The sequence below is a fragment of the Dolichospermum sp. DET69 genome (assembly GCA_017355425.1).
Classification (GTDB): domain Bacteria; phylum Cyanobacteriota; class Cyanobacteriia; order Cyanobacteriales; family Nostocaceae; genus Dolichospermum.
The window spans coordinates 4,360,834-4,383,418 of record CP070233.1; the positions used below are offsets into that span (position 1 = coordinate 4,360,834).

Here is a 22,585-nt window from a genome sequence, read left to right on the forward strand (position 1 = left end):
CTGTGGTTCGATAGTATTTTTTCAAGCACCATAGACACAGAGGAAAAAAAATCCAACAAAATCTTGACTCATATTCCTAAAATAACTTCTTCCTTATCAGTTGTCGCTATTTCCAAAAGTGGTTGAGACAAATTCCCAAAAAAGTCATAATAATCCAAAGCTTCCAAAATCCCCCAAGCATGATTTCCTTCAGCAAAATAAATCTGTGGTAAACCTCGTAGCTGTTCGATTTCCTGACTGTGATTTCCCACCACCACAGCCAGAGTATTACCAGCTAACATAGATTCATCATTACCCGAAGCCCCAGCCACCAAAAAGCGTTGCACAGGCAAACCCCATTTCAAAGCAGCATAACGAATAGCATCTCCCTTAGAAGCTCGGATAGGCACTAAATCCAGATACATATTATGGCTATAAAATCCTTTCACGTGGAGACGATTTTGGCGGAGACGACGAATAATTTCGCGGAAACTAGGTGATTTAGCCTCATCTACAAAATAGCTAATCTTAAACTTGCCCTGAGCATCATCAGATTGCAATTCTACCCCAGGAATATCCCGCATAACTTTGCGAATTTCCGACCGTCGCCAATTATACGCGATGTGTCTTTGCCAACTCGTATCTGTGACTATCTGCGGCCCATAGTAAATTTCACTTCCGGCTGAAGTAATCAGTAAATCTGGCATCGGGAAGCGCCATTCTTCCAACAAACTTAAGGTACTTTTGAGACTGCGACCAGTAGCAATACCAACTCCTGTTGTATTACCTTCATCATGAATTCTCTGAATTAACTTTGCTAAAGCTGCCTCATCACCCAATAGAGTATTATCAATTTCACATACCAAAAATCTATCAGCAGTTGCTAAGTGATTAGTTGCGGGGACATTCCAATCTGGATGTTCATCTGCGGGAGATTTAACCAGAGGACTCAGCAAAGACTGAATGCGTTTTTGGGGCAATAATCGGTTAACTTCTTTTAGATAATGATCTACATGACTATCCCAAGAGAAATGTTGGCAAACATTGATCATGCCATTTTTAGACCATTTTTGCCATTGTTCTTGATCTGTGAGAGCCTTTTTTAAGGCATTTTGGATATCTTGAATATTCAAAGGATCAATTAATAACCCATTCTGACAAGCAGCGAGAATATCCCTCGGACCACCATCAGCAGTCGCAATTATAGGCACACCACAGGCACTAGCTTCAATTAATGTGAGTCCAAATGGTTCTGTTAAGGCTGGGTTAATAAATACCCCTTGTGTTTTTGCCGTGAGTCGGTATAAATCTGGTACATCATCAGCATTATGATGTTTAGGATAAGCTACATGACCATAAAGATCATAGCGATCTATTAATTGTAATATCTCTAAAAATACCTGACGTGGCCCCGATTCCATTGCCAAAATGTCCTCTCGTTTACCTAGTATCAATACCAGGTTGGCCAATTTTCGTAATTCGGGATCTTCCCCATAAGCCTTAATTAAACTACTGACATTTTTCCGGATAGCTGGGCGAGAAATCGCCATAATTATGGGCTTTTGCAGGTCTTTGAGAAATTTCTCCAATTCCTGTTGAATAGGGGGATTTTGCCAATTATCTGTAGCTGGGTAAAAACGCTCTAAGGTAACACCAGGAGGAATTACTACCATGCGTTCTGGTTGATAGTGGTCGTAAACGCTGTACTGCTCTTCAACTTCTTGAGAAGTGCTGGCAATAATTAGGGCTGCACTCCCCAAGGTGATTTCTTCAGCTTCTATTCTTGTACTAATATGAAAATTCTCTTCAATGTTTTTTTGTTTAGTACCATGCTCTAATAATCTTTGTTGCTTGATGCGTCCTAGAGAGTGGCCTGTATGGACTAGGGGTATACCTAACCAACCTGCAACCCTAGAACCTACATAGCCGGCATCAGCATAATGTGTATGAATAATATGGGGAATTTTGCCGATTTTGCGAATGTGTTTGAGTAATTCATCTGCAAAACTATCTAAATGTGGCCAGAGAACTTCTTTGCGAAGGTAGCGTTTGGGACCACAAGCAATGCGAATAATTTGGGCTTTATCTGCGAGAATTTCCACTGGTTGAGCATAGTCAGGGCTAACTTTTGGGTCATTTACTAACCGTGTTACTAAGTCAACTCTTGCAATCTGGGGATTTTTAGCTAATGTGCAAGCAAGTTCAACCGCGTATTTAGTTTGTCCACCAGTGTCAGCATCCTTACCTAACTCTAGATTGTGGCCACGAATTAAACCATGAACACTAACGAGCAAAATGTACAACCCAGGGTTGTTTAACACAGTGCTGATTCCTCCATAATTAGCAATAAATCAAACATTTTTGCGTGATTCATTATAGTTATACCATTTTACCTGTTCCCTGTTCCCCGTGAGGAAATAGTTCTGGGAAAGTTGTTTCTAGTTTCAGACAATTAGCACCATTCACCTGTAATTGGTACTCTACCTTATCCATCAGGCGATTCATAATTAACCAACCATAACCACCTTCTTGTTTTGCTATGGGGTTGGGTGGAAAGTAAGTAGATAGATCAAAACCTTCACCATAATCCCAAATCTCTATAGATAAATCCCGGCCTTTTAGTTCTAAGCGCAGTAAAATCGGTAAATTTGGCTTTTTTTTATGGGCATGACGCACAGCATTAGAATAGGCTTCTACCAAAGCCAATCGTAAGCGACTTGATTGTTGTGTCCAATCAACAGATTCCCCTAGATGTAATTGTAAGCAGCCCAATAACCATTGTTCTACAATATTGATAAAACCTAGATCACTGGGAATATGAAGTTCACTTTTCATGATTTATAAAACCTCCAGAGATACTATAGTTTGATCATCTTCTTGAATATCATTATTGGTTTGAATAAGAGCTAACAAATTATCAAGATTAAGTGGTTGAGGTTGTTTTTTAATAAGTTGCCATAAACCTTCTTGATGAAGTATAGAACGATTATTTGTCCTTGAATCATCTAAATTTTCCCACACAGTTGCTTCTGTAATTCCATCACTAGTCACCAGTAATGTATCTCCAGAAGCGAGAATTAAACGGCCAGATTCAGCCTCCCATTTAGGCAATATTCCCAAAGGAATACTTCGGACTTTTAAATAATGAGGAGAATCATTTATAGTAGCTGACTCAGACCACACAAAAGGATAAATATGCCCCGAATTAGCATAGACAATTTCTTTTGTGATTGGGTGATAACGTGCTAAAACCATAGTAATAAAATAGTTACTGCTGATTAAGTCATCAATCAGAGTAGAATTCAGATTCTGCATCATCACATTTGGCTCTACTGGTACTTCAAGAGATAGTTCCCGACGCAGCAGAGAAATTGTACTAGCCATAAACAAAGCCGCTGGCACACCTTTACCAGAAACATCACCAACCGCTAACCACAAATCACCATTAGGATGGACAAATACCTCAAAAAAATCACCTCCTACCTCCCGGGCTAGATAGCAACAAGCTTGGACTTTTACACCCGCCATTTCCGGTAAAGTTTGCCGTAATAAATTATGTTGAATTTGGCGAGCTACTTCTAACTCTAGGTTAGTTAGTTGTTGTTTTTCTTGCAGACTTTGATAGAGTTTAGCTTGAGAAAGCGCTAAAGCAGCTTGTTCGGCTACACCTGTAATTAATTGAATATCTTCTTGATCCCAAACATGATCACTTCCCAATTTACGAATAGCAATAATAGCTAGTAAGTGTTCTTGATAAATAAGTGGGACTACTAAATATTGATAATGGATGTTTTCGTAGATATCTTCTGTTATTTGATAGTGGTGAGTTTGAAAAACTTCGGTAATTAACTCACTAGGGTCTGGGAGAAAATCGTATACTTCTGATTGGGAATTTTGATAGCAAAATTGCTTTTGGGTGAGAAAATTATCTTCAACTGTTTTAAGTAAACAATTATCAGCCGCAAATGTTTCTCCAATAGTGACAACAATTTTTTGCAGCATATTGTCATAGTCTAAAGATTCTCTAATTGCCGTTGTCACAGCATTAAATAAAGATTCCCGTCGCAAGGCACGAGATAATTCAGCTACTCGTTTTTTGACTACGCGATATGTATCACTAGCTTGATTGACTAATGATTGGAGTTGATAGGGATTCCAGGGCTTTGTAATGTATTTAAATACGCGACCTGAGTTAATGGCATCTACTAAATCTTCAACATCAGTAAAACCAGTTAATAAAATCCGAATTGTATCAGGAAACCGCTCTACTGTCAGACTTAATAATTCGCTACCGTTCATGTCCGGCATTCTTTGGTCAGAGATAATCATAGCCATTTCCCCTTCTCTTTCTAAGATAGCTAAGGCTTCAGTAGCATTATTAGCTCTATAGACTATAAAATCTTTCCAAAAAGTGCGATAAAGTAAATCCAAGTTATCTCGCTCGTCATCTACAACCAAGAGCTTGAGCTTGCTTAACTTTTTTTCAGTCATAATTTAAATTAACTTTCTACATAGTTAAATGACAAGATGTCCTTAATTTAAAAAATATTTAGCTATTAGCTAAGAAACTTTTATGGCTTACGCTACGCTGTCAGCCAACATTAAGTCAGTAGATGGGCTGAAATAAATATCAAAATAATATTGTTGATTAGGGCGGGCTAGAAGCCCACCCTACAAGAATATTATACTTATTGTGGGGTGGGCATCCTGCCTGCCCATATTATATTTAATTGTGCCTACCTACTTACATTTTACGCAACTAAGCCAGAACGCAAAGCAATTACTGCTGCTTCAGTACGGTCTTTAGCACATAGTTTATTCATAATATTGCCAACGTGTGTTTTTACTGTTCCAGTTGTAATATAAAGTTTTTTAGCAATTGTAGCATTACTACAACCTCCAGCTATTAATTGTAACACTTCTAACTCTCTAGCTGTGAGAATACCAGGTTTAATAGATCGTTGATGATTATTAGATTCGACAGAAGTTTTCTCCTGCACTTGTTCTAAAATAATTCGCGCAATCATCGGATCAATCCAAGGATTACCAGCAGCAGTTACCCCTATAGCTTCGAGTAAATTGTCAAATTCGATATCCTTCATACAGCAAGAGTCTGCACCAGCACTAAAGGCTGTAAGTACAGATTCTTTATCATTAGCCAATGTTAAAATTAATACTTTTGTATTCCGTAATAGACGAATTGCTTTAATCTTCCTAGTTAATTCAATGCCATCTTGATCTGGCAAACCTATATCAACAATCGCAATATCCGGCTGTAGCTGCTTTAAGATTATAAGACCATGACGAGCATTAATCGCTTCTCCAACTACTTCAATTTCGTCTTTTTGCCGTAATGCTGTACAAATACTCAGACGAGTTAGATGATGATCCTCAATAATGACAGTGCGAATTTTACTCATATTAAAATGCTGCTAGATATTAAATAGACATCTAGTAAAAATTAAATATGCCTGATATGAAACCTCTGTAGAGACGTTCCATGGAAAGTCTCTACATTGATTTTTACCAGATGTTTAATAATATATAGCTTTTTGTTGCTTAAATTATGACTAAAAAAATTTAATCTCCACAGACCTAACTTATCAATTTACATTACTTTTGAGCTACTCGTATTAACAAAAATAAACCTACAGTTAATCCAAATAAGTTGGGCAACCAAGCACCAATTAAGGGAGAAAGTATACCAGCTTGTGCCAAAGCTCCAGAAACGGATAGTAGTAAATAATAACTGAAAATCACAATCACGCTAATACCAAAACTTGTCCCGCGTCCGGTGCGCTGAGGTATACTCCCCATAACTGAGCCAACTAAACCAAAAATGACACAAACAAAGGGAAAAGCGATTTTTTGTTGAATTCGCACTTGAAGTTTGCGAATTTTTTGATCGTTACCACCTAAACGTTCTATTTCTAGTTGTTCTAGGGCTTGGGCAATATTCATTTCGCCATAGTCTCGGCTATTTTCAGCTAAGGTTAAAGGAGTGCGAGGTAGTTGTAATTGCTGATGTTCAAATCGTAAAATATTCCGATAGGAGCGATCAGATGCTACTAAATAGATAGTGCCATTGTAAAAATCCCAAACTTGTTGTTTACTGTTCCATTTAGCTGATTCAGAAACAACAATTTGATCAACTCCGCCTCGAGAACGATCTATAATTGTTAAACCTTTCATTTCCTTACCATCAAATTGGTCAGCATAAAATAAGCGAGAAAGTATTTTCTTTTTATCACCATTTGATTCTTTTAATTCTCGATATTCAGGATAGTAAATATTTTGTTGTTTAAAGGATGGTTGGTCTGACTTCAGGGCTTGTGCTAGGGTGGTAGTAGCTTTGTAATTGGCAGCAGGGGCGATTTGCTCATTGAAGATATAAGTCATGATGGTGACTCCAAAACTTAAAACCACAGCAGTTAAAACCATGCGATAAACGCTCACTCCACAAGCACGCAAAGCAATTAATTCACTTTCGCTAGAAAGACGGCTATAGGTCATTAAAGTGGCTAACAAAGTGGACATGGGGAAGGAGTAAACCATGACATAAGGTAGCTTTAATAGGAAAATTTGTAAAGCAATATTCAGTGGTAGCCCAGATTCTACAACTTTTCGTAATAATTCAAATAAGCTATCAATGGCTAAAACGACAGAAGTAAATGCCCCGACACCAAATAAAAATGGTGAAATTAATTGCATCGCCAAGTAGCGATCCATGATGGAAAAAGAAAACAGAGAAATGAAATTAGAGAATGGATTAAGCTTTTTATAAATCATGATATAGCGATTTTCAGTTGAGTAAAATACAAGAACCCCACCCCCAACCCCCTCCCCGCAAGCAAGGAGGGGACTATGATGTATCTCATTCAAGTGCATACCGCCATATAGCAGGAGTCACCGAGGTAGGGGCGCAGGGTCTGCGCCCACTCAGGAGTCAGAATAAAAACCGATTTTGAGTTTGAATTTTGGACTTTATGTACTTGCCATTTGCTATAGTAACTGATGGTATTTTTTAAATAAAAATGAATTTAAACTGCAAAATTGTCACCTAAATAATATTGTCGCACTAAAGGATTATTGTAAAGTTCATCAGCATTACCAAAAGCGAGAATTTGCCCTTCCCGCATAATATAAGCACGATCTGTAATAGCTAAGGTTTCGCGGACATTGTGATCTGTGATTAAAATGCCCATACCGCGATCGCGTAATTGACCGACAATTTCCTGAATCTCAGACACAGCAATCGGATCAACTCCAGCAAAAGGTTCATCTAAAAACAGAAATTTTGGTCCATCTTTACCAGCGGCTAAAGCCCTGGCTAATTCTGTGCGTCGTCGTTCACCCCCAGAAAGCTGAATACCTTTACTAGCAGCCACCTTTTCTAGGCGAAATTCTCGCAATAAAGTATGTAATCTTTGTCTCCATTCTCTCCTGGGAACTTGAGTTTGTTCAAATACGAGCAGAATATTTTCTTGCACAGAAAGATGACGAAATACACTTGGTTCTTGGGCTAAATAGCCAATACCTAATCTAGCCCTTTTGTGCATAGGAAAATGAGTAATATCAGAATTATCTAACCACACTTTGCCATGATTAGGTTGTTCTAAACCTGTAGCAATATAAAATGTTGTTGTTTTTCCAGCACCATTGGGACCTAGTAAACCCACAACTTCCCCTTGGCTGACAGAAAGGCTAACACGATTGACAATTAATCGCTTACCGTAAGATTTATGAATATTCTCTAAAACAATTTTCACTATCGAGTTTTGTCTAGGTGTGGAGGTCAGGAGTCACCGAATCAGTAGGGGCAATCCCCCTGTGGTTGCCCCTCTTATGGAGTCACCGTAGGGGCAATCCCCCTGTGGTTGCCCCTCTTATGGAGTCACTGAACCACGTATCCCTGACGGGACCGGAGGGATATAGGAACGTTCGCGGAGCGTCTCGATAGCTTGCGTGGCGACGCAGGAGCCATAGAGATAGGACACGAAGGAAGAAGGAAGAAGGAAGAGAAGAGTTAGCTAATGAGTTTTCAAGTTTACTCAGTTATTTTTAGTGAAAATGTCAGGGTTTTAAACATCTATTGTCAATAATCTGGCACTTGTTTACTAATTAGAACGCTTTAAGGCTGGAGTTTTTGGGGCTGGTTTAGTAGTTTGTCTATTGGGATTAGCATCCTCAATCATGTATACAGATTCTACCTGACGGTTAGATTGGGGTAGAGCAATAAATTTACCTTCGTCAATTAAATAGGTGACTTTTTCCGCGCGAATACTATTGCTACCCTGTTGCAAAATGTAAACATTACCACTGAAATCAATCCGTTTTTCTTTACTAAAGTATTGTGCTTGAGCAGATGTGGCTTGAATTTGGCGAGCCGGATACACCATTTGCACGTTACCACGAGCAGTAATTACTTGGGTTTTCGCGTCATATTCTTGGGTATCAGAGCGGATAGTTAGGGGACGATTTCCCCCAGATTGGGCTGTAGCGGGTTGCAATTGGTTAGGCAATACTACCGCACCCACAAGGGAAACTGGAAGTACCAAGGCTAATCCTAAACGGCGTATCTGTGATTTCATCAATTGATAGCGAGGTATCATATAAGTTAGAGAATAGGTAACGGGGAATAGGAAACAGAGAAATAAAAATCAAATATGAGTCCCATAGCAAAAATGGACGTTTTTTTGAAACTTTAGTTTCGCTTTGAAATCATCCAAATCAAACTAATCAAACAAATCATAGTTCAGACAAGAGATTAAATCATCCAAATCAAACTAATCAGACAAATCACAGTTCAGACAAGAGATTAAATCATCCAAATCAAACTAATCAGACAAATCATAGTTCAGACAAGAGATTAAATCATCCAAATCAAACTAATCAGACAAATCACAGTTCAGACAAGAGATTAAATCATCCAAATCAAACTAATCAGACAAATCACAGTTCAGACAAGAGATTAAATCATCCAAATCATAGAAATCAAACAAATCACAGTTCAGACAAGAGATTAAATCATCCAAATCATAGAAATCAAACAAATCACAGTTCAGACAAGAGATTAAATCATCCAAATCATAGAAATCAAACAAATCATAGTTCAGACAAGAGATTAAATCATCCAAATCATAGAAATCAAACAAATCACAGTTCAGACAAGAGATTAAATCATCCAAATCATAGAAATCAAACAAATCATAGTTCAGACAAGAGATTAAATCATCCAAATCATAGAAATCAAACAAATCATAGTTCAGACAAGAGATTAAATCATCCAAATCAAACTAATCAAACAAATCACAGTTCAGACAAGAGATTAAATCATCCAAATCAAACTAATCAAACAAATCACAGTTCAGACAAGAGATTAAATCATCCAAATCAAACTAATCAAACAAATCACAGTTCAGACATTGAATACTGGGTAAAAGCCAAACTTTATTTTCCAGCAATTCGCTATTTGCCACTGGTTCTAGACTTTCTTCTTGTAGTGTTTTTAACAAATCCACACTTTGAGTAAATAATTCTTCTACATTAATACTGCCGTAGTCGGGTAGATAACGCTTAAGACGATTGCTACCTTCTCCTAAAAGAATCATCGCGCCTCGGCGGTTATGATTACCCAGATGATAGAGTCCTACGGCAATTTGCAGAATGCCTTGATAAAAAGTTTTATCTGGTTCGATACTATCAATCCAGAGTGCTTCGAGAATGTCATGACAAGCATAGAACTGCCCAGAATTGAACTCTTCTACACCTTGCCAAAACTCTTCAGGCATGATTTCGCTCATCCCATAGTATCCCGAACTTCTTTGATAGTCTCCAGGGAAATTTCTTGTTTCTCACCAGCAAATTCATTTTCAGGAGTGAGGAATAGCATACAGTGGCATTCTTTGCGTTCGCGCATGGGTACACAAGGACAGTTCCAAAAGGCAGCGTTAACTTCTGCTTCTTTATCTTCGTAGTGACGACAAGGACATAAAGGCGCACCGATTTCATCTTTATGCTTGGCTAGTCCTTCGATAACAACTGCGGTCACGGAAGGTTCAGAACAGAAGTATGTGCCAGTCCGCTTGGCGTATTGTTCGGAAAAATGCCGCATTGCTTCTAGGCTTTTATCACTGGATTTTGAATTAACTTCTGATTTAACCATTGGCTGTGCTGTTTTAATATTTCAATGTTTCTTTGCATTGTACATCAGGCGAGAGTGTGAGAAATCAATTCAAATTGAACTAAGAGCTTTTTGTAATTGCGGTTGTAGTTCTTGTTCGTTTTGGATGACAATGCCGGGATATTCTCGATTAATGACGGTTTCGGCGGGTGAATCTGGATTTTGCCATAGTAGCCAACGACTACCCAAGGGTAAAGAGGATGTGGTGTAGGAGTTTTGTGTCAGCCAAATTAGGGGACAGTGATCTGGTGGTAAACTATTTTTTTCGATGGGGTTGGTAGCTGCTAAGGTCTCCAAAACTGCGATATTCCCTGTAATTAAACCTGTGGCTGATGTCCATAGTTGCACTTGCAGTTTTTGCTGTTGGGCATAAAAATACAAGGAAGCCGCAGCAATTACCGCTTGTTCAAATAATTCTTGTGGCCATTGGAAGGAACTATCTATGGCAATGATAATTTCTTGTCCCCCGGTAATCACTTCTAATTCCCGGACTCGTAATTCTCCATAACGAGCGCTAGACCGCCAATGAATTAAGCGAGTAGGATCACCTATGCGATAGGGACGCAGCGATCGCACTAAACCCGTTGTTGCCATCTGTAAGGGTTTACCGCGAGGATCTCCTCTTTCGCTGTCTTCTTGTCCTATTTCATCAATTAAAGGGCAAGCAGTCAGGGGTAACACGGTAGGATAAACAATTACCCTAGCTTCACATGGACGGGGACGACGACACCAAAATAAACCCCAAGGCGCACCTGTAGCCAATTCTACGGTGTGCCAGCGGTAAATTCCTCTTTTTTCAACAGGGTGATAATAAGTCCAGTGGTAACTATCTTGTGGGGGAATAGCTTCAATATTTTGCTGGACTGGTTGACCAAGAATAAATGGGAGAATGTCTCTAACTTGCAATAAACTGGCAGGTTTTTTGCTGTGATTATGAATTTCTATTTCAATTTTCAGGTCGTCACCGGCGGTTATTGGTTCAATGGGACGACGTTTAACAATTATACCCATAAGCGATCGCACAGCCACAAAACCTGATAATCCTAAAAGGGCAAAACTAACACCACTAATGACATACAGCCAGCCAGCCATGGTATTAATCCCTGCACCTAAGTAACATACAGAGATACCCGCTAACACCCAACCACCATAAGCAGGGGCGGCTGCATGGGTTTCCAGCCAATTGTTGATTTTTTTAGTTATTTTCATCCTTCTTTTTTAACTTAATTTTGCCAGAGGTGGTGCTATTCCAGTCCGGGTCTTGTGGGTTGGTTTTTGGGTGTTTTGCTTTGGCGTTGGTTTTTTGGTTTGTTGTTGTGGGTTTTTCTCTTTCTGCTCTTATTCTTTGCGTGAGACAAATCTATATATTGTCAAACTTACAGCAAATTGTCATCAAACCTGGAATAAGAACCCCACCCCCAACCCCCTCCCCGCAAGCGATGAGGGGGCTAAGATGTACCTTATATCCGACATTCCGCACTTCATAATGTAGTATGAGTCTTTTCAAGAATTATTCTTAATAAGGCTTAGATTGTTCAATATTAATACTTAAAATGATGGATAAAATATGTATTTTATTAAACGATAAAAAATAAAATTATGGAAATATTCGCGTATTACAAAATGAAGTGCAGAAAGTGGGATATAAAGAATCTTGTCCCCTCCCCTTTATAAGGGGAGGGTTAGGGTGGGGTAATTCATTGACTTCTGAACCTTGAGGATTGCTATATATACAAGTTTCCTGTAATCTATTGCCACTGACAACTGACAACCAACAACTGACATCATGGTTTATCCCGTTATTTGGAAAGATAATTCAGTATCACTCATTGATCAAACTCGTTTACCTAACGAATATACAGTGGTAGAGATTCACCGCAGTGAAGATATGGCACAAGCCATTATAACAATGATTGTCAGGGGTGCGCCGGCGATTGGGGTTGCTGCGGCTTATGGGATGTATTTAGGTGCTAGGGAAATTGAAACAAGCGATAACCAAGAATTTTTAGCTAAACTAGAGAAAGTAGCCAATTTGTTGCGTTCTACCCGTCCCACTGCGGTAAATTTGTTTTGGGCAATTGGGAGAATGATGCAAACAGCCTATGAAACATTAGGCACAGTTGCCGAAATTCAACAAACTCTTTTAGAAACCGCTAAAAAGATTAATGCTGAAGATTTACAAACCTGTCAAGCCATAGGTGATCATGGTTTAGCCGCATTACCGAAAACTCCCGAACAACTGATTATACTCACACATTGTAACGCTGGAGCTTTAGCAACTGCTGGTTATGGTACAGCATTAGGTGTAGTCCGTTCTGCCTGGAAAGAAGGACGTTTAGCCAGAGTATATGCAGATGAAACTCGTCCCCGGTTACAAGGTGCAAAACTCACCGCTTGGGAATGTGTACAAGAAGGGATTCCGGTGACAGTAATTACCGATAATATGGCTGCCCATTGCATGAAACAAGGTTTAATTGATGCTGTGGTTGTGGGTGCTGATAGAATTGCTGCTAATGGTGACGCTGCCAATAAAATCGGGACTTACAGTTTAGCAATTGTGGCCAAAGCCCATAATATTCCTTTCTTCGTCGCTGCACCTTTATCCACAGTAGATTTTGAATTAATTGATGGTAGTCAAATTCCCATTGAAGAACGTCACCCCCAGGAAATTTATCAAATAGGTGAAACTATCCTCACACCTCCAGGAGTGGAATTTTATAACCCGGCTTTTGATGTCACACCTGCCCATTTAATCACAGCAATTATCACTGAAAATGGAGCTTTTCCTCCTGGTGATTTATTAAATGCTAAAAATGCCAAAATCCAAAGCTAAAATCTGAATTATTTGCTGCATTTAAACTAGAAAATGTCGCTTTATATCTTCGGTAAACTATTCAAATAGATTAATACCAAAATATAAAGCTGCATAGAATAATCAAACGCAGATAAACGCAAATGAAAATGTGATAATCAATGGATTTAGTTTAGGCAGATTTAAAAAATCTAATAATCTCTCTGACATTATCTAGGAATTGTCCATCTGTAGAAAGCTGTGCAATCGCATTTCTAGCTTCTCTAGATAAACGCTCATGTTCAGTTTGGTTTATAGCCCGTAATTCTGCTAAATTTGCCACAGTTCGAGCGATTTCTCGGTGAGTTTCGTCGGTAAACCGTTGGTAGTTAGCTGCTAAAGAAGAGGATTTTTCTGGATTTAATTGATCTTCTAAAGATTGTACTTTTTGTTCTAGTTCATAAAAGCGGTTACGAAGTTCCAAAATATCTTCACGGGGATAGGTAAAAGCTTGACGAATCATTGTCAACCGATTATATAAATATTCATAGGCACTGATAGATGGCCGCAGTATAGTTAATAATAAAGCTGCACCAGAACTTATATATCCTACGGCACTGATTCCTGTAAAGGCTAGAATATAAAGGACAATAGCTGAAATTAAGTGTAAGCTAATTGCCACCAATAGCGATTGCTTGGCTAAAACTTTTACATAATTAACTTGTTTTTCATCTACCGGAATATTTTTTTCTATTGATTCTGCGGCTTGTGCTAAAACTTCTTTAGCTTGAAAATGGACATTCCACGGAACTGTCACGATTACTAATAACCACCAAAAACTTGCACCACCAATTACCCAGTCGAGAAAATTACCACTAGGAACGTGAAACCATTGTAAGACGCTAAAACCCAGTAATACTGTGATCACAATTCCCGCAATAGAACTGACAAAAAAGTTAAAATACATATTTTATTATCTCTGCTAAAACTATTACTTTGAGAATATCAATTATAACCTCTTTTTTAAGATGAACATTCTTTGATCAGATCATCAACTAAAAATCAATGTTAGTATTACAAAGTCTTAATTCTTTCTTCCTACCCATTGAGTAACAGGAGACATGGCTTTCCAACCGAGAAATTTACCAATCGGTTCGGCGCGTTGAATAGCAATGCGGGTGAAATTTCCGCCTACTTTTTCATACCATTGATATAATCTTTGTTCACCTTCCAAAGTGACAACATTCACTACCATTCTACCCCCTGGAAGCAAGGCACTCCAACAAATTTCTAATATTTCCGGTGCTGTCACACCACCACCAATAAAAATCGCATTTGGTGCGGGTAAATTGTGAATAACTTCTAGTGCTTTACCCGCAATAATTTGTAAATTTGGTGTTCCCAAAGCGGTGGCATTATCAGCAATATAATTTAGTCTAGTGGAATTTTGTTCAATAGCGATCGCTCGACATCTAACATGACTCCGCAACCATTCTATAGAAATAGAACCACAACCAGCCCCCACATCCCAAAGCAACTCACCAGGATTAGGTGCTAAACTAGATAATGTCACCGCGCGGACTTCCCTTTTAGTTAATTGTCCATCATGATGAAAAGCATGATCAGGTAAACCGGGAAATCTGGATAAAGCGACTATTCCATTATCTGTAATACATTCCACCGCAATAGTATTTAAAGCCGCGATATTTGTTTGATTCCAATTAGCAGCGATATCTGTGATAATATTTTCATCAACATTCCCCATTTTTTCTAAAACGGTAATTTGACTATGACCATAACCGCGACTTGTCAAAATTTCCGCCACATTAGCCGGAGTATTTTTTCCCTCACTCAAAATTAATAATTTTGCACCAGGATAAATATAAGATTGGAGTAAAGAAACCGGACGACCACATAAACTTAAAGTTTCCACCTCCGTTAATGACCATCCTAAACGAGAACAAGCCAGACTAAAAGCTGAAAGTGCAGGAATAATAGTAATTTCCGAAATAGGAATATCTTTAATAATAGTTGCACCCACACCATAACATAACGGGTCGCCACTAGCTAAAATACAAACTACTTGACCACGACGACTAATAATTTCGGTTATGGAATCTTGGAAAGGTGATTTCCAGGAAATTTTTTCGCGGTTGTCGTCATGGGGTAACATGGAAAGATGACGTTCCCCACCAAAGATAATTTGAGCTTTGTCTAAGCAGGAAACAGCAATGGGACTTAACCCTGCTAAACCATCTTCACCGATACCGATAATTGATAACCATTTTTTCATAATTCGTGGGGTTGTTTATTTTGGTGGAATATCGCTTTTATTACCTTACCATTACAGGCTATGAACTTGAAAATAGAGATTGAACAAGAGGAAGACGGACGCTTTATTGCGGACGTGATTGATTTTCCCGGTGTGTTGGCTTATGGAAACACAAGACAGGAAGCGGTGGCTAAGGTTCAGGCTTTGGCTTTGCGTGTTTTGGCTGATAAACTGGAACATGGGGAAGTAAAACCAGATTTATTTAGTGTTTCTTTTGCAGCAGCATGAGTCAATGGTCAAGTCAAAAAGCAAAGCGCGTTTTAGCTGCTTTGTTACGTATTGGGTGGGAAATCAAACGTCAATCGGGTTCACACAAAATTCTGTCACACTCTGATTGGGCTGATTTTGTCTTTGCTTTTCATGATAATGAAGAAATTGGTCCAAGAATGTTAGCAAGAATCAGTAAACTTACTGGTTTAACTCCTGATGATTTGTAGAATTCTATGGTGGTATTGCTGGAACAGTTGCAGCAGCAACCGTAGGTGGTTCTATGGCTATTGCTATCAGTGCTGCTGCTCCAGCAGTTTTAGGTATAGGAATTACACTTGGTAGTTATCGGTTATTTAAAGATAGTCTAAAATAGCAAAGTACAAGAACGCATTTGTTATTGAGGGTTATTTAGTAACTCAAGCTAATTGTAAAAAGGCAGATCATGGTAATAGTACACGGACGATGAAATAAATTATCAAATCTTTATTAATAAGCCTTCAGTTAATTTATCGAGGGTTTTTTGCTGTTAATATACATCTTTCATTTTCCCACCAAACCGCCTCAGAATGAATTCTGAGTCTAATAGCCAAAGTCTGTTAAAACAGACTAAATAAATAAAATAAATATCAATCTTCATTCAGCTTTAGCTGAATTTTGCTATTAGCCAAGAAATTCATTTCTTGGCGGTTGTGATATCATGATGATGCTCGAAGATATGAAAAAGAGCGATAGCGCAAGCGCTTTCTCAATGCTTTTGATGGTGATATAGAAATTACGTTTAAACTCTTACCTTTGCGTCTTTGCTCCTTTGCGACTTTGCGTGAAACAAAATTAATTGACAATAGCCAAAAATACCATCTCATGATAAACTACTAAATCTTAGAGTTAGGAAACTTCGGTTTAATTCCGGGACTGTGCCGCAACTGTAAAGCAATTTGAGATGATTGGAGTTTGATTAAAGCTCCAAAGTCTAAAATTGAGTAAGTCAGAACGCTAACTCTTTTGGTAAACACTTACATTCTGTCTCTGCGTCACACAGAGAAGGACTCATGATTTTGCAAATTCCATTTACTGCTTGTCCAGGATTATTTTACAACACACCCGCCCAAGATGGTCTTCTTTATCGGCTGAGAATACCAGGGGGAATCATTAATTATCAACAGTTTCAGGCTATTGCAGATATTGCTGATCATGATGGTAGTGGCTATATTGATATTACTAACCGGGCTAATTTGCAAATTAGGGAAATCAAACAAAACATAAATGTTGAAGTTCTGCAAAAATTACAAGCATTGGGTTTAGCTTCTACCAATGCTAATGTAGATCATATCCGCAATATCATGACTAGTCCCACTGCGGGGATTGACACACAAGAATTAATAGATACTCGTCCCTTAGTCAAAGCCTGGGAAGAATATATAATCACACATTCTCAACTTTCCGAATTATCGGCAAAATTTAGTGTGTGTTTTGATGGTGGAGGCAAAGTTTCTGTAAGCGATCGCCTCAATGATATTATATTAGCAGCAGAATTAGTTAACAGCAAAGTCTATTTGCGGTTATATCTGGGTTATGGAGAAAAAGGAGAACCAGCGAAAGACACAGGAATTTTATTAAAACCAGGAGAAGCAATCCCAGTTTTAGCAGCATTAGCTGAGACTTACCGAAAACACATAGACACTAAAAACCGACGCAAACCACGATTACGAGAAATCATCAATAACATCACAATTGAAAAATATCTTCACCAAGTCCAACAAAATCATATATTTGATATTACAAAAAACTCACCTTCTCTCTGTGCCTCTGCTACGGCAGTCACTCATGGGGGAAACCCCCAAGACCGCGCTGCCTCGCCTCTGCGTGAGAAAACCCATATTGGCATTCATTCCCAAAGCCAAAGCGGATTATATTATATCGGCATAGTTTTACCCTTGGGAAGATTAGAAACTTGGCAAATTAGAGGTTTAGCGAATATTGCTCAAAGATATGGTGATGATAATATCAGGTTAACACCTTGGCAAAACTTACTATTAACGGATATTCCCCAAAACGAAATTAGCGAAGTTGAGAAAGAAATTACCAATTTAGGTTTAAACTTTTCAGCAACCGACATTAAAAGTTTCTTAGTAGCTTGTGCGGGGAAACGGGGTTGTGCTGCTGCGGCCACAGAAACTAAAGATGATGCCTTAAACTTGGCAAAATACCTGGAAAATTCTATGATTCTGGATTCTCCAGTGAATATCCACTTTACTGGTTGCAGCAAATCTTGCGCTCAACACACTGAAGCTGATATTACCTTACTTGGTGTTACCACAGAAACTACAAAGGAAACTTTCCCAGGTTATCAAGTCTATGTTTTTGGTCATTTACTCCATGAATATGTAAACGTGGCGAAAGTTCCGACTCTGATTCAACAAGTATTGGAAGTGTATCAAAAACACCGTTTAAGTTTACATGAATCCTTTAGAGACTTCATCTATCGTCAAAGCCACCAATTAAACCAATTATTTAAGTGCTAATGCAAAATCTCTCTTAAACCCTCTTTTCTTCGTGATCTATCTCTATGGCTCCTGCGTCCCACGCAAGCTATCGAGACGCTGCGCGAACGTCACTATATCCCTCCGGTCCCGTGAGGGATACGTGCTTCATTTTTCCATTATTTGTGCGTAAGTTCTATAATCATCTTCATCAAATAAATCACAGTCCACGTACACCACTTAAAAATCTCATGTTTGACTACATCCGCGATGCCAACGAAATATATCGTAATTCCTTTGAAATTATTCGGTCAGAATCCAATCTAGACAAGTTACCAGAGGATATAGCTAAAGTTACAGTTCGGATGATTCATGCCTGTGGAATGACGGATATTGTTGAAGACTTAAGCTATACACCCACAGCGGCAGAAGCGGGGAGAAATGCTATAGCCGCCGGCGCACCGATTTTGTGTGATTGTCGCATGGTAGCCGAAGGGGTAACAAGAAGCAGATTACCCAGAAACAATAACGTTATCTGCACCCTCAATGACCCAGAAGTTCCACAAATAGCTAAGAGACTCAGAAATACAAGGTCAGCAGCAGCTTTAGAATTATGGCGTTTCCATATAGAAGGGGCAGTAGTAGTGATTGGGAATGCACCAACAGCCCTATTTAGGTTATTGGAAATGCTAGATGATGGAGTTCCTAAACCTGCATTAATATTGGGTTTTCCGGTCGGTTTCGTGGGTGCAGCCGAATCAAAAGCCGCATTGGCCGCAGATAGTCGCAATGTCCCATTTATGACTTTACATGGTAGACGGGGCGGAAGTGCGATCGCTGCTGCTGCTGTGAATGCTTTATCCAGTGAGGAAGAGTAATGACTAACTCTGGAGGTCGTCTTTATGGAATTGGTGTGGGACCTGGAGACCCTGAACTCATCACATTAAAAGCTTTGCGTATCCTCCGTTCTGCCCCAGTTATTGCTTATCAATCAGCGACGAACAAGGAAAGTATCGCCAGAAAAATTGTTTCTTCCTACTTGGATAATAGTCAGATTGAGGTACTATTTCACCTTCCTCGGGCCTTAGAACCAGAAAAGGCTAAGTCTATCTATGATCAAGAAACTCAACCCATTGCTGACCATTTAGCAGCCGGTCGAGATGTAGCAGTTCTCTGTGAAGGAGATCCGTTTTTCTATGGTTCTTTTATGTACCTTTTTACTCGTTTGGCTGACAAGTACAAAACAGAAGTCGTCCCCGGAGTTTCCTCGCTCATGGCCTGTCCTGTAGCTTTGGGTTTACCATTTACCTATTACAATGATGTCCTCACGGTTTTACCCGCACCACTACCAGTAGAATTTCTCACTAGTCAACTTCTGGCTACTGACGCTGCGGCTATTATGAAACTTGGTCGTCATTTTCCGAAAATCAGGAATCTTCTCCACGAATTAGGACTAGCTTCCAGAGCCAGATACATTGAACGCGCTACAACCACACAGCAGCGCATATTGCCTTTAGATGAGGTTAACCCAGAAGACGTTCCTTATTTTTCGATGATTATTATTCCCACTAAAAATAAGTTGTAGTCTGAACTATGATTTTTTTGATTTATGTGAATGTCTGAACTATGATTTTTTTGATTTCTATGAATAACAACTGATAACTGACAAGAAAATTTCTATGAACACAAGGGTAAGGGTAGTGGCTGCGGTTGTGGTGTTGAGTCAAAATAGCGTTATCATTGGGCGAAAAATTACCAATATCTTACCAGGTGCGAAATTGTATGGTTTAGTTAGTCGTACCAATGATGTTGATATTAGCTTTACCAATTTTGGCGAAACTGTGCGAGAACTATTCACCGCTGGTACACCGATAATTGGTATTTGTGCCGCTGGTATTCTCATCAGAACAATTGCCCCTATTTTAACTAATAAAGGACAAGAACCACCTATTTTAGCTATTGCAGAAGATGGAACTGCTGTAGTACCGCTTTTAGGTGGGCTGAGTGGTGTAAATGACTTAGCGCGTCAAATTGCAGAGGCTTTAAATATAAAACCAGCAATTACCACCACAGGAGATATCCGCTTTCACACTGCTTTGTTATCTCCTCCCTCTGGATATCATTTAGCTAACCCAGAACATGGGAAAAAATTTATTGCTGACTTATTAGCAGGGGCAAAAGTTAAGTTAGAAGGAACAGCACCTTGGTTAAGCGAAAGTAATTTACCTATTGATGAAAATAGCGAGTTAACTATTCAAATTACTGAAAAACTGGGTAATTTTAGTTACAACTGTTTAGTTTACCATCCTGCAAAAATTGCTATCGCCCTAACTAACCCAGAACCACACACTATTACTCAAATTCAGGAAATACTCAAAGAATCTAATTTAGCACCTGCCGCAGTCGCGGGAATATTTGCACCACTTCAATTAGCTAATAATTCCCAGCTTCACTCTATAGCTAAGGCTTTGGGAGTTCCTATTCGCTTCTTTCCCAAAAGTGAATTAACAGAATTGATTTTAGCCGCCGCAGGTGCAGATGCCCAAATTGTATCATCCTCAACTGCTATTGCCGTCGCCATCTCAACTCAAATTATTAACCCCGCTAATATAGGACAACCCCAGGGGAAATTAGCTATTATTGGTACAGGTCCTGGTGCATCTCAATGGATGTCACCGCAAGTAAAGGAAATTCTGGCAGCAGCAACGGATTTAGTCGGTTATAAAAATTATATTAATTTAATCGGTTCTCTGGCAGATGGTAAGTGTGTCCATGAATCAGATAATCGAGTAGAAGCAGAAAGAGCGTATCAGGCGTTGGACTTAGCCGCAGCCGGAAAATATGTAGCGGTTGTGTCTTCTGGCGACCCCGGTATTTACGCAATGGCAGCGGCAGTTTTTGAGGTTTTAGACCAATATAATAAACCAGAATGGCAAACTATTGATATTCAAGTCGCCCCTGGTATTTCCGCTATGCAAGCCGCAGCAGCCACCATTGGTGCGCCTTTAGGACATGATTTTTGTGTGATTTCCCTATCTGACATTTTGAAGCCTTGGGAAATTATCGCCCAACGAATCACGGCTGCGGCTACCAGTGATTTTGTAATTGCTTTTTACAATCCTGTATCCAAAGAACGTACTTGGCAACTAGCGGCCGCAAAAAAGATTTTAATGGAACACCGAAAACCTCATACTCCAGTCGTGTTAGGGCGAAATCTAGGGAGAAAGGGAGAACAAGTCCAGGTTATTACCCTGGAAGAGTTAGAACCGACATTAGCAGATATGCGAACTGTGATTATTATCGGTTCTTCCCACACTCGACAAATTCAGCAGGATAATAATGTTTGGGTTTATACTTCCCGCCGATATAACTCTGAAGAATGATGTTTTTTATATTAATCAAAATATCATTTAAACTTTTATTTCTCCCTTCTTCTTCCTTCTTCCTTCTTTCTCCTGACTCGGTGACTCCTGACTCCTCTTATTAAGATATAATTCACTTAATTATGTCTAGTTTATATCTGAAAAAGACTTGATTTTTTTATTCTCATCATTAACAATAAAAGCATCATGTTTCAGACATGATTGTAGCCAATAAAAGTGACAGAAGCCCTTAAATGTCCGCTCTTGCGGACATTTTACTTATTGAATAATAATATATTGACTATATCAATACCTTAGCCATTTTTGTGTAGGTCGGTTTTCGTCCCTCAACCCGACGTATTTGTTGGGTTTCGTCACTCAACCCAACCTACGAATCAATGATTTTTTGGATGTGGCTAAGATATTGCTATATTAATTGTCATAAAATAAAGGGCGAGGTTTGCCCCACCCATATAAATATATTTCATTCATTTTTTTTCTTGAGATAGTATTGATTAATTTGGTAAATTTATATAGCGGTATGCAGTTGAATGAGATACGAAATTTTCCTAAAAAACCATACAGAAAAAGACTTTTAACTCTGTTCCCTGTTCCCTACTATAATATTCACCAAATTACCAGAATATTAACAACTACCAGCCCAAGTTATCCAGGTGTGGGATAACCCTATATGCAAAATTTCTCCGGTTATCTCAGATTCTGTAATGATTATTGTTGTTAAATCAACGCCCATAAATTCTGCTTCATTGATATTGCTATCAATTAAATTAGCGTTATGGAGATTTGCACCTCTAAAGTCAGCACCACTGATTTCTGCTTGACTCAGATTTGCACCTACTAGGGTTGCTGAACTTAAAATTGCAGTTCGCAAATCAGCACGATTCAGATTGGTTTTTCTCAAATTGACTCTGGTTAAATCAGCGCCTATTAAGTTAACTTCACTTAAGTTTGCATTTTCCAAATTTGCTCTAGTTAAATCAGCATTGGTTAAATTCGCTCTACTGAGATTACAACCACTCAAATTTGCTCGACTAAGATCAGCACCGCTTAAATCTGCTGCTTCTAAATTTATTCCTCTCAAATCAGCACGTCTTAACATAGCTTGGTGCAGATTCATTCCAGGAAAGTCCCTTTCTCCTGATTTATACGACTTCAGGAGTTTTTGAGTATCCATATTTCCACCTTATTATATCTACAGGTGAGTATTGCACTTCCCAAACCACAGAA

20 protein-coding genes are annotated in these 22,585 nt (G+C 38.9%); 7 read left to right on the forward strand and 13 right to left on the reverse strand.

Annotation, left to right across the window (positions count from 1 at the left end; all coding sequences use genetic code 11):
• Positions 1-68: 68 nt before the first annotated feature.
• The 10 genes from EZY12_19965 to EZY12_20010 form a co-directional block, all read right to left on the reverse strand.
• Positions 69-2,300, reverse strand: a complete 2,232-nt coding sequence (locus tag EZY12_19965; GenBank protein QSX67004.1) for an HAD-IIB family hydrolase — start codon at positions 2,298-2,300, stop codon at positions 69-71.
• A 58-nt stretch (positions 2,301-2,358) separates the two neighbouring features.
• Positions 2,359-2,814, reverse strand: coding sequence for an anti-sigma regulatory factor (locus EZY12_19970; protein ID QSX67005.1), 456 nt, complete (start codon positions 2,812-2,814; stop codon positions 2,359-2,361).
• 3 nt (positions 2,815-2,817) lie between these two features.
• Entirely contained in the window at positions 2,818-4,470 is a 1,653-nt protein-coding gene (locus tag EZY12_19975) for a SpoIIE family protein phosphatase (GenBank protein ID QSX67006.1), read from the reverse strand.
• Positions 4,471-4,730: 260 nt separating this feature from the next.
• Positions 4,731-5,399, reverse strand: a complete 669-nt coding sequence (locus EZY12_19980; protein ID QSX67007.1) for a response regulator transcription factor — start codon at positions 5,397-5,399, stop codon at positions 4,731-4,733.
• A gap of 193 nt (positions 5,400-5,592) precedes the next feature.
• A complete protein-coding gene (locus tag EZY12_19985) occupies positions 5,593-6,708 on the reverse strand; it encodes an LptF/LptG family permease (GenBank protein QSX67008.1) in 1,116 nt (371 codons plus the stop codon).
• Positions 6,709-7,019: 311 nt separating this feature from the next.
• Entirely contained in the window at positions 7,020-7,748 is a 729-nt protein-coding gene (gene lptB, locus EZY12_19990; protein ID QSX67009.1) for an LPS export ABC transporter ATP-binding protein, read from the reverse strand.
• Between the two features lie 348 nt (positions 7,749-8,096).
• Positions 8,097-8,591 (reverse strand): OstA family protein, encoded by a 495-nt coding sequence (locus tag EZY12_19995; protein QSX67010.1) that lies wholly within the window; start codon positions 8,589-8,591, stop codon positions 8,097-8,099.
• A gap of 786 nt (positions 8,592-9,377) precedes the next feature.
• A complete protein-coding gene (locus EZY12_20000) occupies positions 9,378-9,782 on the reverse strand; it encodes a DUF309 domain-containing protein (protein ID QSX67011.1) in 405 nt (134 codons plus the stop codon).
• Complete coding sequence (locus EZY12_20005) at positions 9,779-10,144, reverse strand: ferredoxin--nitrite reductase (GenBank protein QSX67012.1); 366 nt, start codon at positions 10,142-10,144, stop codon at positions 9,779-9,781. Before EZY12_20005 ends, EZY12_20000 begins: the two co-directional genes overlap by 4 nt.
• Positions 10,145-10,213: 69 nt before the next feature.
• Positions 10,214-11,371: a DUF58 domain-containing protein gene (locus tag EZY12_20010; protein QSX67013.1), complete on the reverse strand. Its 1,158-nt coding sequence runs from the start codon at positions 11,369-11,371 to the stop codon at positions 10,214-10,216.
• A gap of 577 nt (positions 11,372-11,948) precedes the next feature.
• Between EZY12_20010 and mtnA the strand changes: the two genes are divergently transcribed.
• A complete protein-coding gene (gene mtnA, locus EZY12_20015) occupies positions 11,949-12,995 on the forward strand; it encodes an S-methyl-5-thioribose-1-phosphate isomerase (GenBank protein ID QSX67014.1) in 1,047 nt (348 codons plus the stop codon).
• A gap of 151 nt (positions 12,996-13,146) precedes the next feature.
• Here the strand turns inward: mtnA and EZY12_20020 are convergent, their stop codons facing one another.
• Positions 13,147-13,920, reverse strand: a complete 774-nt coding sequence (locus EZY12_20020; GenBank protein ID QSX67015.1) for a hypothetical protein — start codon at positions 13,918-13,920, stop codon at positions 13,147-13,149.
• 117 nt (positions 13,921-14,037) lie between these two features.
• Positions 14,038-15,246 carry a precorrin-6y C5,15-methyltransferase (decarboxylating) subunit CbiE gene (gene cbiE / locus EZY12_20025; protein QSX67016.1) on the reverse strand — a complete coding sequence of 403 codons (1,209 nt, stop codon included), beginning with the start codon at positions 15,244-15,246 and terminating at the stop codon, positions 14,038-14,040.
• 60 nt (positions 15,247-15,306) lie between these two features.
• Here cbiE and EZY12_20030 point away from each other — a divergent pair, with 60 nt between their 5' ends.
• From EZY12_20030 to cobJ, 6 genes are all read left to right on the forward strand, one after another.
• Positions 15,307-15,513 carry a type II toxin-antitoxin system HicB family antitoxin gene (locus EZY12_20030; protein QSX67017.1) on the forward strand — a complete coding sequence of 69 codons (207 nt, stop codon included), beginning with the start codon at positions 15,307-15,309 and terminating at the stop codon, positions 15,511-15,513.
• Positions 15,510-15,722: a type II toxin-antitoxin system HicA family toxin gene (locus EZY12_20035; protein ID QSX67018.1), complete on the forward strand. Its 213-nt coding sequence runs from the start codon at positions 15,510-15,512 to the stop codon at positions 15,720-15,722. Before EZY12_20030 ends, EZY12_20035 begins: the two co-directional genes overlap by 4 nt.
• An 828-nt stretch (positions 15,723-16,550) precedes the next feature.
• Complete coding sequence (gene cobG / locus EZY12_20040; GenBank protein ID QSX70749.1) at positions 16,551-18,017, forward strand: precorrin-3B synthase; 1,467 nt, start codon at positions 16,551-16,553, stop codon at positions 18,015-18,017.
• Positions 18,018-18,226: 209 nt separating this feature from the next.
• Positions 18,227-18,853: a precorrin-8X methylmutase gene (locus tag EZY12_20045; GenBank protein ID QSX67019.1), complete on the forward strand. Its 627-nt coding sequence runs from the start codon at positions 18,227-18,229 to the stop codon at positions 18,851-18,853.
• Positions 18,853-19,560 (forward strand): precorrin-2 C(20)-methyltransferase, encoded by a 708-nt coding sequence (locus tag EZY12_20050; GenBank protein QSX67020.1) that lies wholly within the window; start codon positions 18,853-18,855, stop codon positions 19,558-19,560. Before EZY12_20045 ends, EZY12_20050 begins: the two co-directional genes overlap by 1 nt.
• Before the next feature lie 94 nt (positions 19,561-19,654).
• Entirely contained in the window at positions 19,655-21,358 is a 1,704-nt protein-coding gene (gene cobJ, locus EZY12_20055; protein ID QSX67021.1) for a precorrin-3B C(17)-methyltransferase, read from the forward strand.
• Between the two features lie 625 nt (positions 21,359-21,983).
• Here cobJ and EZY12_20060 read toward each other — a convergent pair.
• Positions 21,984-22,532, reverse strand: coding sequence for a pentapeptide repeat-containing protein (locus EZY12_20060; GenBank protein QSX67022.1), 549 nt, complete (start codon positions 22,530-22,532; stop codon positions 21,984-21,986).
• Between the last annotated feature and the right edge of the window lie 53 nt (positions 22,533-22,585).

Coding starts and splice junctions, on each gene's coding strand:
- EZY12_19970 (QSX67005.1), bottom strand. CDS start 2,814: ATGAAAAGTGAACTTCATATTCCCAGTGATCTAGGTTTTATCAATATT.
- EZY12_19975 (QSX67006.1), bottom strand. CDS start 4,470: ATGACTGAAAAAAAGTTAAGCAAGCTCAAGCTCTTGGTTGTAGATGAC.
- EZY12_19980 (QSX67007.1), bottom strand. CDS start 5,399: ATGAGTAAAATTCGCACTGTCATTATTGAGGATCATCATCTAACTCGT.
- EZY12_19985 (QSX67008.1), bottom strand. CDS start 6,708: ATGGATCGCTACTTGGCGATGCAATTAATTTCACCATTTTTATTTGGT.
- EZY12_19995 (QSX67010.1), bottom strand. CDS start 8,591: ATGATACCTCGCTATCAATTGATGAAATCACAGATACGCCGTTTAGGA.
- EZY12_20000 (QSX67011.1), bottom strand. CDS start 9,782: ATGAGCGAAATCATGCCTGAAGAGTTTTGGCAAGGTGTAGAAGAGTTC.
- EZY12_20005 (QSX67012.1), bottom strand. CDS start 10,144: ATGGTTAAATCAGAAGTTAATTCAAAATCCAGTGATAAAAGCCTAGAA.
- EZY12_20010 (QSX67013.1), bottom strand. CDS start 11,371: ATGAAAATAACTAAAAAAATCAACAATTGGCTGGAAACCCATGCAGCC.
- mtnA (QSX67014.1), top strand. CDS start 11,949: ATGGTTTATCCCGTTATTTGGAAAGATAATTCAGTATCACTCATTGAT.
- EZY12_20020 (QSX67015.1), bottom strand. CDS start 13,920: ATGTATTTTAACTTTTTTGTCAGTTCTATTGCGGGAATTGTGATCACA.
- cbiE (QSX67016.1), bottom strand. CDS start 15,246: ATGAAAAAATGGTTATCAATTATCGGTATCGGTGAAGATGGTTTAGCA.
- EZY12_20030 (QSX67017.1), top strand. CDS start 15,307: ATGAACTTGAAAATAGAGATTGAACAAGAGGAAGACGGACGCTTTATT.
- EZY12_20035 (QSX67018.1), top strand. CDS start 15,510: ATGAGTCAATGGTCAAGTCAAAAAGCAAAGCGCGTTTTAGCTGCTTTG.
- EZY12_20045 (QSX67019.1), top strand. CDS start 18,227: ATGTTTGACTACATCCGCGATGCCAACGAAATATATCGTAATTCCTTT.
- EZY12_20050 (QSX67020.1), top strand. CDS start 18,853: ATGACTAACTCTGGAGGTCGTCTTTATGGAATTGGTGTGGGACCTGGA.
- cobJ (QSX67021.1), top strand. CDS start 19,655: ATGAACACAAGGGTAAGGGTAGTGGCTGCGGTTGTGGTGTTGAGTCAA.
- EZY12_20060 (QSX67022.1), bottom strand. CDS start 22,532: ATGGATACTCAAAAACTCCTGAAGTCGTATAAATCAGGAGAAAGGGAC.